Below are 13,022 nucleotides of genomic sequence, written 5' to 3'. Positions count from 1 at the left end.
CCGCCGGGCGCCTGAGCGCCCGGCGGCTTGATCGCGACCGTCAGGCGCCGTAGCGCGAGCCGCTGGAACCGGCGCTGCCGGCGATGAGGATCGAGATCCCGATGATGAAGAGGATGACGAACAGGAGCGTCACGTAGCCGATGATGACGCCCGCAAGCGCCATTCCGCGGCCGCGCTCGCCCCGCTCCTTGATCTGCTTGAGCGAGATGTGCCCCATGATGACACCGGCGATCGATCCCACCACCGGGAGGATGAGCACGAAGCCGACGAGGGATGCCACCAGCGACACGATCGCCAGGACGTTGGTGCGCGCGGGGGCGGCGTAGCCGCCCCCGTACCCGTACGCCGCGTTCGGGGCACCGTACGCGGGCTGTCCGTAGGTCGAGGTCGTGGGCTGCCCGTACGCCGGGGCGCCGTAGGCGGGTGCGCCGTAGGCTGCGCCGGCCTCGGGCGCGGGTGCGCCATAGGCGGGGGCCTCGGGCGCGGGTGTGTGGGATGCCGGGGCTTCCGGCGTCGGGGTTCCGTAGGGCGTAGCGGTGTCCGCCGGAGCGCCGGAAGGTGCCGCGGACGCTGGCGTGCCCGCTGCCTCGTACGGGGGAGCCGGGGGCGTGTCGCTCTGCGGAGCGTACGGCGACGACGGCTGGTCGCCGCCGTTCGCGTTCTCGGACCCGATGTGCTCGGGATGCTGCGGGTCGGTGGTGCGGTCGTCGCTCACGGGAGCCCCTTTCGTCGCGCGTTCCTCCAGCGTTCCAGCGGCGCAGACCCCGTGTCAAACCTCGGCGGGCGGGGCGGGGGAGTCGCCTCGGTAGGCTAGGGCGGTTCCGTCACCGCAAGCGCAGGAGTCTCACCATGTCCCAGGACCGCGTCGTCGTCGTCACCGGAGGAAACCGGGGCATCGGTCGAGCCATCGCCGAGCGTTTCGTCGCCGAGGGATGGAAGGTCGCCGTGACCGCCCGCTCCGGTGAGGGCCCCGAGGGAACCCTGACCGTGCGCGCCGACGTGACCGACGCCGCCGCCGTGGACGCCGCCTTCACCCGGGTGGAAACCGAGCTCGGCCCGATCGCGGTGGTCGTGGCGAACGCCGGGGTGACGAAGGACACCCTGTTGCTCCGCATGAGCGAAGACGACTTCGACAGCGTCGTCAACACCAACCTCGGTGGCGCCTTCCGCGTGGTCAAGCGCGCTTCCAAGGGCATGCTCAAGGCGCGCTGGGGTCGTGTCATCCTCATCTCGAGCGTCGTCGGTCTCTACGGTTCGGCCGGTCAGGTCAACTACGCCGCGTCGAAGAGCGCCCTCGTCGGCTTCGCCCGCTCGCTCACGCGCGAGCTCGGCGGCCGCGGCATCACGGCGAACGTCGTGGCACCGGGGTTTATCGAGACAGACATGACGGCCGAGCTCCCCGCCGACACCCAGGCCGAGTACAAGAAGAACATCCCCGCCGGACGTTTCGCCTCTCCCGACGAGGTCGCCGGAGTCGTCACGTGGCTCGCCGGTGACGACGCCGCGTACATCTCGGGCGCCGTGATTCCGGTCGACGGCGGCCTCGGCATGGGGCACTGACGCCGGGAGTCCGGCTCACCCCAGAACCCGAAGGCCCGGCGCGACACCATCGCCCTCTCGATCGGGCCCGGTTTCTCACCGCACCGCGGCGACCAGCTTCTCGGCGAACCGCTGGGGCTGCGAGAACTGCGGCCAGTGGCCGGAGCCGAGCCGCACGACCTCGAGACTGTCGAGGCGGTCGACCTCTTCGGCGTACGCACCCCACTCGGCGAGCACCCGCGGGAGGGCTTCTGCATCGAGCTGCCCCGACAGGATCGTCACGGGCACGGCGAATCGCCGCTCGTCGCTCAGGGTGATCCGCGAGCTCGGCACGCGGCCGGGCACATCGACGACCTGCTGCGCGGTGCGCTCTCGCGTCTGTGGGTCGAGGTCGGCGACGTCGTCTTCGTCGAAGAAGTCCCACCCGGGGAAGTGCACGACACCGTCCTCGATGGGGAATTCGGAGATCATCGCGCCCGGATGCGGCACGATCGTGTCGACGAGGATGACGCGCGCGACCTGGTCGGGCCGGCGGTCGGCCGCACCCCAGACGACGTTGCCGCCACCGGAGTGTCCGACCAGGACCACGCGGTCGTCGAATCGATCGATCTCACCGACGACAGCGTCCCCCCAGTCGTCGACGACCAGGTCGCCTGCGGCGGGGCCAGGCAGAGTCAACGGATGCGGACGATGGCCGGCCGCCTCGAGGGCGGGGGTGATGTCGTCCCACGACGACGCGTCGAGCCAGAGACCGGGAACCAAGATGACGTCCATGCGGCGAGGGTAGAACGGACCTCCGACATCGGGAAGGGGACCGTCGCGTCGGCTCGGTGGGGCGGCAGGCCGCCGCCGGAGGGAGAGTCCGAGGCGGTCGTCAGCCCGGGGCGCCCCGTCAGCGGGGGAGGAGGGCGACGACCTGCGCGAGGTCGACGGGGCCGACCACGAGATCCGCGCACCGGCGCACGGCGGGCTTGGCGTTGAACGCGAGACCGAGTCCCGCCGTCGCCATCATCTCGAGATCGTTCGCGCCATCTCCGATCGCGAAGGTGAGAGGGAGGGGGACACCGAGCTCATCGGCCCAGCGGCGGAGCGTGTCGGCCTTGGCCCTGGCATCCACGATGTCTCCGTCGACCTCTCCCGTGAGAACTCCCTCGACGGCCACGAGCCGGTTCGCGCGCCAGAGGTCGACGCCCAGGCCGGGAGCCACGGTGTCGAGAACCTCGTGGAACCCGCCCGACACGACGCCGACGACCCCGCCGCGCTCGTGCACGGCGGCGATCAGCTCGCGCACGCCCGGGGTGGGGTCGATGCGCGGGATCGCCCGCTCGAACGCCTCGGTGGTTACGCCCGCCAGTGCGTGCACCCGCGAGCGCAGGCTCGTGGCGAAGTCGACCTCGCCGCGCATCGCGGCTTCGGTGGCGGCGGCCACCTCGGCACCCCGGCCGGCCTCGTCGGCGAGGAGCTCGATGACCTCGTTGCGGATCAGCGTGGAATCGGCGTCGAGGACGACGAGGAAACGGGCGGTCGCAGGCACGCGCTCCACGCTAGCGGTTCGAGGAACGCGCTTCCGTCCGTGCCCGACTGTTCCGCTTGCTGTGCTGCGGTGCCGGGCCGGCAACCCAGCTACAGGTCACAGGGACGCCATGCGGTCGAGCATCTCCCGACCCGCGGGCCACCCGCCGAGACCACTGGCGGAGTTCAGGTGTCCGAGTGCGCCGGCCACCTCCAGATCACTGCCCCAGCTCCCTGCGAGCTCCTGGGCCACCTTCAGATCGCAATACGGGTCGTTCGTGCTGGCCACGACCACACTCGGGCAGGGCAGCGGACGTGCGGCAACACTAAGGAAGGTCGGGGCGGCGTCGGCGGGGAACGCCTCACCCGTCGGGTCCGGCGGTGCGACGAGGAGCGCTCCTCGGGCATGCCCGTGGCTCGCCTGCTGCAACCACTCCGATGCCGCCCAGCATCCGAGACTGTGCGCGATCAGCACGACATCCCCATCGCGCGACTGCACGACCTCGACCGCTCGCGCGATCGCCCCGACCCAGTCCTGGAGGTCCGGCTGAGACCACGACCCTGGCTCGATACGGACGGCGGTTTCGCTGCCCCACTGCTGCTCCCACAGAGTCTGCCAATGCGAATCGTCCGACCCGCCGATTCCCGGGACGATCATGTATCCCACCACGTTCCACCTCTGCTTCTCTCGCTCGTGGGAGCCTGAGACGAGGCTCCGCGATCGAGCATGATGGGATCATCGCGAACGCGCACGCTCAGCAAGCGATCCCTAAGGAGGGGGAGCGAAAGACGATGGAACCATTGGACCGAGTCGACCGCCGGATCCTCGAGCTGCTCCAGCACGACGGACGGCTCACCGGTGCGGAGGTCGGCCGCCGGGTCGGCTTGTCGCAACCCGCTGCCAGCGCGCGCATCTCACGCCTCGAGAAAGCAGGGGTCATCTCCGGCTACCGCGCTATCGTTCACGCGAGCACGGTGGGTCTGAACATCCGGGCCGTCGTCCGCTTGCGCACGACGCACGCGCAGCTCGGCCCCGCCCTGCAGCTCGCTTCGGAGACGAACGAGATCGCGTCGACGCTCCGCGTGACCGGAGAGGACTGCCTCATCTTCGACGTCCATTGCGCCGACGCGGCTCGACTGGAGAGGATCGTCGACTCCCTGGCGCGCTACGGCCCGGTCACCACCGCGCTCGTCTTGCGCGAGTACCCTTCCAAGCCCCTCATGCCGGCGGACGTCGACAACTCGATGGCCACCAGCTCGACGCGGCCGTGACAGTCGCGGGGTCGTCGCGCGGTGTCCGCCGAGGCTGTTCCGGCGTCCCCCGCTTTTCCCGGGCAGATGCCGCCGCACGCCTCCCGCGGCGTCACGCGGGGTCATCGTGCGACGCCCCCGCGTAGGCTCGTCCGGTACCCCCCCGCTTCCTCCGAAGGGACCTCCTCATGGCCGACGTCGAAAGCTTCACCCTGGATCACACCGCCGTGCTGGCGCCGTACGTGCGCCTCATCGGTACCGAGTCGGGTCCGCGCGGCGACGTCATCTCGAACTTCGACCTGCGTCTCGTGCAGCCGAACGAGCAGGAGATCCCCACCGCGGGGCTCCACACCATCGAGCACCTTCTCGCCAGCCTCGTGCGCGATCGCATCGACGGTCTGATCGACATCTCGCCGTTCGGCTGCCGCACCGGCTTCCACGTGATCATGTGGGGCGAGCCCGAGGTCGCGGCCCTCGTCGACGCGATCTCCGACTCGCTGCGCGCGATCGCCGAGGACGTGGAGTGGGACGACGTCCCCGGCACCGACGCTTTCAGCTGCGGCAACTACCGCGACCACAGCCTTCACACGGCGAAGGAGTGGTCGAAAGCCGTTCTCGCCAAGGGCATCTCGCGCGACGCGTTCGAGCGCGTGGGGGTCTGAGAGAGGGCCTCTCCGCGCGAGCGCGTCTCACCCGGCCCGCGTCGCTGGCGCCCACCCCGTGCGACGAACTCGCGCGCGATGGTGCGAAGATCGCTCTCCTAACGAGAGAGGGGCGGTGACCAGCTCGGTCATCGCCCCTCTTCTGCACCCGGAGCCGTGCGGCATCCGGAGCCGTCCCGATCGCTAGGCGTGGACGTGCACGTCCTTGCCGACGACGGTGATGCCCGTCTCGGTCACGGTGAATCCGCGGGCGAGGTCGCGCTCGCGGTCGACGCCGATGGTCGCGCCGGGCTCGAGGACGACGTTCTTGTCGAGGATCGCACGGTGGATCCGCGCTCCCGCGCCGACCTGCACGCTGTCGAAAAGCACCGAATCGGTGATCGTCGAGCCGCCCCCGGCGAGGGCCCACGGGCCGACGACGCTGCGCTCGAGGTGCGTGCCCGAGAGCACGGAACCGAGAGACACGATCGAGTCGATCGCGTTGCCGATGCGTCCGACGGAGTCGCGCACGAACTTCGCCGGCGGGGCGTTGAAGGTCTGCGAGTAGATCGGCCAGTCGTTGTTGTAGAGGTTGAACACGGGCAGGGTCGAGATCAGGTCCATGTGCGCGTCGTAGAACGACTCGATCGTGCCGACGTCACGCCAGTACGACTGATCGCGCGGCGTGGAGCCGGGCACGTCGTTGCGGTTGAAGTCGTAGACGGCGGCCTCACCGCGATTGACGAAGTAGGGCACGATATCGCCGCCCATGTCGTGCGCCGAGGTCGGCAGCTCCCCGTCGTGGGCGACGGCTTCGACCAGGGCGTCGGTGTCGAAGATGTAGTTGCCCATCGAGGCGAGCACCTCGTGGGGGGCATCGGCCAGTCCCTCGGGGTTCTGCGGCTTCTCGAGGAAGGCGCGGATCTTCGTCGGGTCGGTGGGGTCGGTGTCGATCACACCGAACTGGTTCGCGAGCGAGATCGGTTGACGGATGCCGGCGACCGTCGCCCGCGCATCGGAGGCGATGTGGGCGTCGAGCATCTGCTTGAAGTCCATGCGGTACACGTGGTCGGCGCCGATGACGACGACGATGTCGGGCTTTTCGTCGCGGATCAGGTTCATCGACTGCAGGATCGCGTCGGCAGAGCCCGAGAACCACCGCTTGCCGAGTCGCTGCTGGGCCGGGACCGAGGCAACGTACGCGCCGAGCATCGGCGACATGCGCCACGTCTGCGAGATGTGGCGGTCGAGGCTGTGCGACTTGTACTGCGTCAGCACGACGAGCTGACGCAGTCCCGAATTGATCAGGTTCGATATCGCGAAGTCGATCAGGCGGTACTGGCCGCCGAAGGGGACGGCGGGTTTGGCGCGGTCCGCCGTCAGGGGCATGAGTCGCTTTCCCTCGCCGCCGGCGAGGATGATTCCGAAGACCTTCGGCGCTGCAGGCATGGCACCACCCTAGGGCTCAGGGAAGCGAGCGGGAACACGTTCACGGCGCGTCTCTGCCTGTACTACGGTTCGTCTCATGCGCGTCGACATCGTGACCAAGGAGTACCCGCCGGAGATCTACGGCGGAGCCGGGGTCCACGCCACAGAACTCGTGAAGGCGCTGCGCGCCGAGGGCACCGAGGTGCAGGTGCGCGCGTTCGGCGCGTCGCGCGAGGAGACGGACACGACCTCGTATGACGTGCCCGCCGAGCTGGCGTCGGCGAACGGCGCCATCCAGACACTCGGCACCGATCTGGCGATCGTGTCGGACATCGCGGGCGCCGACGTCGTGCACTCCCACACCTGGTACGCGAACTTCGCGGGTCACCTGGCGTCGCTTCTCCATGGCATCCCGCATGTCGTCACCGCTCACAGCCTCGAACCGCTCCGCCCGTGGAAGGCCGAGCAACTCGGTGGCGGCTACGCGGTGTCGAGCTACATCGAGAAGACCGCGTACGAGGGCGCCGCGGCGGTCGTCGCGGTCAGCTCGGGCATGCGCGACGACATCCTGCGCAGCTACCCCTCGCTCGACCCCGACAAGGTGCGGGTCATCTACAACGGCATCGACACCGAGTCATGGCATCCGGTGTCGGACGACGACTTCCTGCGGTCGCAGGGAATCGACCCCGCACGCCCGTCGGTCGTGTTCGTCGGTCGCATCACCCGTCAGAAGGGCCTGCCGTATCTGCTGCGTGCGGCGGAGCAGCTTCCGCCCGAGGTGCAGCTGATCCTGTGCGCGGGAGCGCCCGACACCCCGCAGATCATGGCGGAGGTTCAGGAGCTGGTGCGGGGACTGCAGGCCACCCGCGACGGGGTCGTCTGGATCGAGCGACTGCTGCCGCGCCACGAGCTGTGCGCCATTCTCACGGCCGCGACCACGTTCGTGTGCCCCTCGGTGTACGAGCCCCTGGGCATCGTGAACCTCGAGGCCATGGCGTGCGGCGCCGCGGTGGTGGGAACGGCGACGGGCGGTATTCCGGAGGTCGTGGTGGACGGCGTGACGGGCCGCCTCGTGCCGATCGACCAGGTGCAGGACGGCACGGGAACGCCCGTGGATCCCGAGCGTTTCGTCGACGACCTCGCCCGCGTGCTGACGGAGGTGTCGATGGATGCCGAGAAGGCCCGGGCCTACGGACGCGCCGGACGCCAGCGCGCGGTCGATGACTTCAGCTGGGCGGCGATCGCGGAGACCACGGCGGCGCTGTACGCGGAGGTTGCGGGGAAGTAACTCGCGGTGGTCGTCGCGGGCGCGGTGGCGTTGTGCGCGGCGGTTGCGGGGAGGGAACTCGCGGTGGTCGTCGGGGGCGCGGTGGGGCTGTGCGCCCGGGTCCTGCGCTGGCCGTGGCCCGCTGTCCACAGGGGCCGCGTGGCATCCGATTCTCTCCGACTCGGACAGTAGGCTGGAGGCATGCCCCAGGTTCTCGAGTTCTCCGACGTCGTCGTCCGCCGGAACGCGCGGGACATCGTGTCCCACCTCGACTGGACGGTGTCGGATGACCAGCGCTGGGTCGTCCTCGGCCCGAACGGCGCGGGGAAGACGACGGTCCTCCAGCTCGCCGACACGCTGCTGCACCCCACCTCGGGTTCGGTGACGATCCTCGGCGAGCGTCTGGGGCGCACAGACGTGTTCGAGCTCCGCCCGCGCATCGGGTTCGCATCGTCGGCGATGGCGCGTCGCGTGCCGCCGGAAGAGACCGTCCTCGACGTCGTGCTCACGGCGGCCTTCTCGGTCGTCGGTCGCTGGCGCGAGGACTACGACGACATCGACGAGCGTCGCGCATTGCGCGTGCTGGCCGAGTGGAAACTCGACCACCTCGCCGACCGCACCTTCGGCACCCTGAGCGACGGCGAGCAGAAGCGCGTGCAGATCGCCCGCGCGGTCATGACCGACCCCGAGCTGTTGCTGCTCGACGAGCCGACGGCCAGCCTCGACCTCGGAGCGCGCGAAGAACTGCTGGCTCTGCTGTCCGGTTACGCGCAGGCTCCCACCACGCCCGCGATGGTCATGGTGACGCACCACGTCGAGGAGATCCCCGTCGGGTTCACGCATGTTCTTCTTCTGCGTGACGGTGAGGTCGTGGCATCCGGGCCCCTCGATGAGGCGCTGACGGCGGAGAACCTCTCCAAGACGTTCGGGCTCGACATCACGCTCACGCACGAAGCCGGGCGCTGGGCGGCTCGCGCTTCCTGACCCGATCGGCGCTCGAGTCACGGGGCCGCGGCTCGGAGCTGGGCCTGGTAGACTCTTCCGTTGGTGCCATCGGCGCCGCAGACTTTGACGTCCTGGCAGAATCCAGGACACCACTTCTCAAAGGACCTCCCATGAAGACTGACATCCACCCCACGTACAAGGCCGTCGTGTTCCGCGACCTCGGTTCGGGCGACACGTTCCTCACCCGTTCGACCGTGTCCAGCGACAAGACGATCGAGCTCGACGGCGTGGAGTACCCCGTCATCGACGTGGAGATCTCGTCGGCTTCGCACCCGTTCTACACGGGCAAGCAGCGCATCATGGACTCGGCCGGTCGCGTCGAGAAGTTCAACCAGCGCTTCAAGAACTTCGGCGGTCGTTGATCCGCAGCGGTTCTCGCAGCGAAAGCCCCTCGTCCTTCGGGATGGGGGGCTTTTGCGTTACACGGGAGCGCGTTAAAGCACGTTCGTTTTCCTGCGCGTGAGCGGATCGTTCTGCGAATTCGCCGCATGCGGGCGGGGCGCTGCAACCGCCGCCGAGCTGCGGACCCTGAGAAACCCGGTGGATCGCATGGGGCGGCAATGACCTCCGGGTCTCGTACCGGTGCGGGGTGGTGAGGGGGCTCGGCGGAATGTCTTCGGTTGCGCGGTGCTGCCGGCTCGTGGCGCGGGTTCGGCGTGCGGGGTGAGGGACGGGCGGGTGGTGGGGGAGGTCCGCCGGGCTGGTTCGGGCCGGTGTTGCGGGAGCGGCTCGTGGCGTGGGTTCGCCGTGCGGGTTGAGGGACGGGCGGGACGGCCGGGTGGTGGCGGGCGTTCGCCGGGCCGGTTCGGGCCGGTGTTGCGCGCGCCTCGTGGCGCGGGGTCGCCGCGCGGGTAGAGGGTCTGGCGGGACGGGCGGGTGGTGGGGGGAGATTCGCTCAGCTGTATCAGGCCGGTGCTGCGCGACCGGCTTGTGACCGGAGTTCGCCGGATCGCTCGAAGGCGCCCAGGTCGTCTCGGCGGTCCGCCCACATGCGCTGGTCGCGACGGACGTCTTCCACGACAGCGGGGTCGATGTCGGCGATGGCCAGCCCTTCGCGTTCGCCGACGGCCGCGATGCGGCGTCCCAGCGGGTCGAAGACGGCCGAGCCGCCGATGAAGTCGCTCGGAACGCCGACGAGACCGCTGTAGACGACGTAGATGCCGTTGTCGAGCGCACGTGCGGCCAGGTGAAGATCGCGGCGGCGGCCACCGCCCGGAAAATATGCGCCGCTGTTGAGATAGACGGTGGCGCCGGCCGCCGCAGCCGCGGCGGCATGCTCGGGAAAGTTCGCGTCATAACAGACCGATAAGGCGAACTCGACGTCGCGGATTCGGAACGAGTATCCACGCGCGCCGGAGGTGAAGAAGGCGCGCTCGGGCGGGTGGAGGTGTTGCTTGGAGTATGCGGGGTGGGGCGGTTGGCCGGGGGTAAACAGGAGGTCGGTCAGCGTTCGTCGATCGCCCGACTGGAGCGCGGTATTCACCACGGCGGCGATGCCCGTCTCGTCGACAGCCTCCTGCAGCGGGGCGAGCCACGCGCGGTCCGCGATGCTCGGCAGCACACCAGCGAAAAAGGTCTCGTCGTAGCCGGTGAGGAACGCCTCGGGAAAGAGGACGACGTCTGCTCCCGCCGCGTCGCTTTCGATGACGAACCGCGCCGCTCGCGTGACGTTGACCTCGACGGCGCCGGGGACGGCCTCGGCCTGGACGGTAGCAATGCGGGCGGTCACGAGAGCAGTTTGACAGGTCAGGGGGCGGGTCGTGGCGGTGGCGGAGTTGAAGTGGGTCGGGGTCGTGGGTTGGGTCCGGGCTCGGGGCGATGGCGGGGCGGGCAGGGAGTGAAAGTGGGTCGGGGTTGCGGGTTAGGTCCGGGATCGGGGCGGCGGCGGGCGCGCGGCGCGGTGCGGAAGTGTGCAGGGGTCGGGGGCGGATTCGAGATCGGGGCAGCGGCCCGGCGGTGAGCCCGGGTTGGGGTCGGGGCCGGACTCGGGGTCGGGGCAGCGGCGCGGGCGCAGCGAGACCCGGGGTCGAGTCGGAGCCTGGACCAGGGCAGGCGATGCCAGCAGGTGCGCGGCGCGGCCCGAAGATCGGGCGGGGTCGGGGTCCGGGCCGGGTTTGCGGCAGCGGCCGCGCAGCGCGGGTGCTGGAAGGGCAGGATCGGGGGTCAGCCAGGGGGAAGCGGTGCGGGAGGAGAGGGCCACGGGAGGGCCGGGTCCAAAGCAACGCGACTGCCGGTGTGGAACAGCGCGTGCGTCGGTGCAGGGCGGACCGAGCTCGCGGTCCGGTCTCATCGTGGCGGTCTCGCCGCGTCGTTCCTAGAACGGCGGCGGATCTGTTCCGTATCTCCCACCGAGGGGAGAGGTCCAGGCGCTGTCGCCGCCGGCCCCGTGGTCGATATCCCAGCGGCTCTCGTGGCGCAGGCGATGGTGATGGCGGCATTTGGGGTCGAGGTTGTCATCATCGGTGGTTCCGCCGGCGGCCCACGCGGTGCGGTGATCGATGTCGCACTCGCGTGCAGCGCGACCGCACCCGGGGAAGACACAGGTGGGTGAGGTGACGCCGAGCCACCGGCGGAGGGCGACGGGAACCCGGTACGTCTTGCGGTCGAGCGCGAGCGGGGTGCCGGTCACCGGGTGGGTGAGCAGCCGGATCCACGAGGTCGCGGTGCCGGCCAAGCGCCGCGCCGTGTCGAGATCGATCGGTCCGTACCCCTCGAGCGTGGCGGGCTCGCTGCTGTGGCCCAGGAGGGTGAGCGCGGGGATCGTGACGACGACGGTCGCTGAAGGCGCGGCTCGGAAGGTGCGCGGGGCGGTAGGTGAATCATGGGGTGCGTCGGGTGAGGATGAGGGTGCGGGTGCGGGTCGCGGGGCTCCGGTTTCGTGAGCGCTGGATGATCCGCGGGACTCGGTGTGGCGTGTGTCGGGTGGGTGGGGCGCGCGCAGCGCTTTGCTCGGTGAATGAGGCCTCGGGCCTGCACCATCGACCGCTTGAGGGGAGGGGCCGACGGTGCCGTCAGCCGGGGTCGGGCCCATCACTGCGGACACCGGGTCGTCTGTCATCGTCACCAGGTCCGCGAAGGCGTCTGCTCGCAGTTGCGCGAGCGTGCGCTCTTCGTCGGACGCCGCGCGCAGGTGCCGAGCTGCCTGGTCGAGGCGCGACATCACAGCGCGAGCGCGGTCAGCGGGGAGAAGCGCGTGCAGCGAAGCCATGCCGTCGAGCTCGGCTCTCATCCACACGCCGCGCTCCTCTGCAGCCCGACGGTGACGGGTCTCGATGGACTCGGCGTGGACGCGCTCGCGAATGGCGCGGGCCGCCACGGCGAACTTCGCCGGGGGCAGGGCCAGCGCCTGCGCGCACGCTTCGTCGTCGAAGCGCCGAAAGGCATCGGCGTCGCCTGCGGGGAGGGTCGAAGCCATCCGGGCCGCGTCGACGGCGTGCTTCTCGGAAAAGCGCCCCTCGCCGAAGGCGGTCCACAGCTTTGGGCACCCGACGGCCAGCGTCCGCGCGTGAGCGGCCCTTGTCCGGACCGTCTGTTCGGACAGATGCAGGCGGACCGCGATCTCGGCGACAGCGGCGCGTTCCGCGAGGTCGACGCGGTCGCGCCGCACGGCGCCGGGCGTGCGGCCTCGGGAATCACTCCAGGCGCGATCCACCGTGGGGTCGGGTCCGACCCACGGTGTGGGGTCGAAGGCGGCATCGTCGAGAATCGCCAGGATCAGACGGTACTCGTCGGCGGTCGCACGCTGCCGATCCCTGACGACGCACTCGAGGTGCCCCAATCGCGCCTCGATGTCGGAGACCCCTGCGGTTTCGCTGCCGGGCGGGTCGATGACGTCGTCCCACTCCCACTCCCAGGTCGTGGCACCGTCGGGGGCATGAAGAATGTGCGGCACCTGCAGCGGCGCGCTGTGGGCGGGAGAGGGAGACACGGGGTTCGCCGAAGGCGCCTCGTCGCCCGTCGACCATTGAACATCGCCGCTCTCGCGAAAAGCAGCCCATGCGGCTTCGAGCTCGAGCTCGTCGTCGCTGGGCCAGGGCGCGCCGTCGCACTCTCGGAACACCGGCGTCGGCCGGTCTTCGGAGGGTGCGATGCGGGTCATGGGAGAACGGTATCGCCGACCTCCGACATTGGGTCGGGGTCGCATTCACTCGGTGAATCCGAGTCTCAAGGGCGACCTCGCACGCGAGTCCGGTGAAGGCCGGCGAGTGCAGGGGTAGAGCATGGGCGGTTGCGGAACTCCCTCAACGCTGCTCCTCAGTGGCCGCGCTCGTGACCTCTTCGCCTAGGAGAGGGGGAGGAGCAGGCCTGGATCGGGGCGTCGGGTCTTGCTCCTGACCGGGGTGGGACCTGGGTTCAGGTTCTGTCGTGGTGTCGAGGCG

13 protein-coding genes are annotated in these 13,022 nt (G+C 70.0%); 6 read left to right on the top strand and 7 right to left on the bottom strand.

The annotated features are described in order from the left end of the window. Positions 1-40: 40 nt before the first annotated feature. Positions 41-715: a DUF4190 domain-containing protein gene (locus QE454_RS14915; protein WP_307460110.1), complete on the bottom strand. Its 675-nt coding sequence runs from the start codon at positions 713-715 to the stop codon at positions 41-43. 134 nt (positions 716-849) lie between these two features. Here QE454_RS14915 and fabG point away from each other — a divergent pair, with 134 nt between their 5' ends. After that, positions 850-1,560, top strand: coding sequence for a 3-oxoacyl-ACP reductase FabG (gene fabG / locus QE454_RS14910; protein WP_307460113.1), 711 nt, complete (start codon positions 850-852; stop codon positions 1,558-1,560). A 75-nt stretch (positions 1,561-1,635) separates the two neighbouring features. On the opposite strand, the gene QE454_RS14905 is transcribed toward fabG, so the two are convergent. The 3 genes from QE454_RS14905 to QE454_RS14895 all read right to left on the bottom strand — a co-directional run bounded on the left by QE454_RS14905 (position 1,636) and on the right by QE454_RS14895 (position 3,721). Then, the gene (locus QE454_RS14905) at positions 1,636-2,313 is read right to left on the bottom strand and encodes an alpha/beta fold hydrolase (protein WP_307460116.1); all 678 of its coding nucleotides are present in this window, start codon (positions 2,311-2,313) and stop codon (positions 1,636-1,638) included. Positions 2,314-2,431: 118 nt separating this feature from the next. Continuing rightward, on the bottom strand, positions 2,432-3,073 hold the full coding sequence (serB, locus tag QE454_RS14900) for a phosphoserine phosphatase SerB (protein ID WP_307460118.1): 642 nt from the start codon (positions 3,071-3,073) through the stop codon (positions 2,432-2,434). 96 nt (positions 3,074-3,169) lie between these two features. Further along, positions 3,170-3,721 carry an alpha/beta hydrolase gene (locus QE454_RS14895; protein WP_309668737.1) on the bottom strand — a complete coding sequence of 184 codons (552 nt, stop codon included), beginning with the start codon at positions 3,719-3,721 and terminating at the stop codon, positions 3,170-3,172. A gap of 122 nt (positions 3,722-3,843) precedes the next feature. Between QE454_RS14895 and QE454_RS14890 the strand changes: the two genes are divergently transcribed. Together QE454_RS14890 and QE454_RS14885 are read left to right on the top strand one after the other, a co-directional pair. After that, positions 3,844-4,323 (top strand): Lrp/AsnC family transcriptional regulator, encoded by a 480-nt coding sequence (locus tag QE454_RS14890; RefSeq protein ID WP_307316517.1) that lies wholly within the window; start codon positions 3,844-3,846, stop codon positions 4,321-4,323. A gap of 167 nt (positions 4,324-4,490) precedes the next feature. Next, positions 4,491-4,964 carry an S-ribosylhomocysteine lyase gene (locus tag QE454_RS14885; RefSeq protein WP_210076596.1) on the top strand — a complete coding sequence of 158 codons (474 nt, stop codon included), beginning with the start codon at positions 4,491-4,493 and terminating at the stop codon, positions 4,962-4,964. A gap of 183 nt (positions 4,965-5,147) precedes the next feature. On the opposite strand, the gene glgC is transcribed toward QE454_RS14885, so the two are convergent. Then, positions 5,148-6,392: a glucose-1-phosphate adenylyltransferase gene (gene glgC / locus QE454_RS14880; RefSeq protein WP_210076594.1), complete on the bottom strand. Its 1,245-nt coding sequence runs from the start codon at positions 6,390-6,392 to the stop codon at positions 5,148-5,150. Between the two features lie 76 nt (positions 6,393-6,468). Between glgC and glgA the strand changes: the two genes are divergently transcribed. The 3 genes from glgA (at position 6,469) to QE454_RS14865 (ending at position 9,005) form a co-directional block, all read left to right on the top strand. Then, positions 6,469-7,659 carry a glycogen synthase gene (glgA, locus tag QE454_RS14875; protein WP_307460128.1) on the top strand — a complete coding sequence of 397 codons (1,191 nt, stop codon included), beginning with the start codon at positions 6,469-6,471 and terminating at the stop codon, positions 7,657-7,659. A gap of 180 nt (positions 7,660-7,839) precedes the next feature. Next, positions 7,840-8,622: an ABC transporter ATP-binding protein gene (locus QE454_RS14870; RefSeq protein WP_210076589.1), complete on the top strand. Its 783-nt coding sequence runs from the start codon at positions 7,840-7,842 to the stop codon at positions 8,620-8,622. 131 nt (positions 8,623-8,753) lie between these two features. Further along, positions 8,754-9,005 (top strand): type B 50S ribosomal protein L31, encoded by a 252-nt coding sequence (locus QE454_RS14865; RefSeq protein WP_013586710.1) that lies wholly within the window; start codon positions 8,754-8,756, stop codon positions 9,003-9,005. 542 nt (positions 9,006-9,547) lie between these two features. Here the strand turns inward: QE454_RS14865 and QE454_RS14860 are convergent. Together QE454_RS14860 and QE454_RS14855 are read right to left on the bottom strand one after the other, a co-directional pair. Then, complete coding sequence (locus tag QE454_RS14860) at positions 9,548-10,372, bottom strand: carbon-nitrogen hydrolase family protein (protein ID WP_307460131.1); 825 nt, start codon at positions 10,370-10,372, stop codon at positions 9,548-9,550. Positions 10,373-10,957: 585 nt separating this feature from the next. Further along, positions 10,958-12,742, bottom strand: coding sequence for an HNH endonuclease signature motif containing protein (locus QE454_RS14855; RefSeq protein WP_307460134.1), 1,785 nt, complete (start codon positions 12,740-12,742; stop codon positions 10,958-10,960). Positions 12,743-13,022 lie beyond the last annotated feature (280 nt).

This window comes from Microbacterium sp. SORGH_AS_0454 (assembly GCF_031453395.1).
In the GTDB taxonomy this organism is placed as follows: Bacteria; Actinomycetota; Actinomycetes; order Actinomycetales; family Microbacteriaceae; genus Microbacterium.
The sequence above is the reverse complement of the archived record's forward strand: the minus strand, read 5'-3'. Positions and strand labels throughout refer to the sequence as shown.

Bases quoted from the DNA above. Each gene is read 5' to 3' on its own strand.
- QE454_RS14855 (WP_307460134.1), bottom strand. From the start codon at position 12,742: ATGACCCGCATCGCACCCTCCGAAGACCGGCCGACGCCGGTGTTCCGA.
- QE454_RS14865 (WP_013586710.1), top strand. From the start codon at position 8,754: ATGAAGACTGACATCCACCCCACGTACAAGGCCGTCGTGTTCCGCGAC.
- QE454_RS14885 (WP_210076596.1), top strand. From the start codon at position 4,491: ATGGCCGACGTCGAAAGCTTCACCCTGGATCACACCGCCGTGCTGGCG.
- QE454_RS14870 (WP_210076589.1), top strand. From the start codon at position 7,840: ATGCCCCAGGTTCTCGAGTTCTCCGACGTCGTCGTCCGCCGGAACGCG.
- QE454_RS14890 (WP_307316517.1), top strand. From the start codon at position 3,844: ATGGAACCATTGGACCGAGTCGACCGCCGGATCCTCGAGCTGCTCCAG.
- QE454_RS14905 (WP_307460116.1), bottom strand. From the start codon at position 2,313: ATGGACGTCATCTTGGTTCCCGGTCTCTGGCTCGACGCGTCGTCGTGG.
- glgA (WP_307460128.1), top strand. From the start codon at position 6,469: ATGCGCGTCGACATCGTGACCAAGGAGTACCCGCCGGAGATCTACGGC.
- fabG (WP_307460113.1), top strand. From the start codon at position 850: ATGTCCCAGGACCGCGTCGTCGTCGTCACCGGAGGAAACCGGGGCATC.
- glgC (WP_210076594.1), bottom strand. From the start codon at position 6,392: ATGCCTGCAGCGCCGAAGGTCTTCGGAATCATCCTCGCCGGCGGCGAG.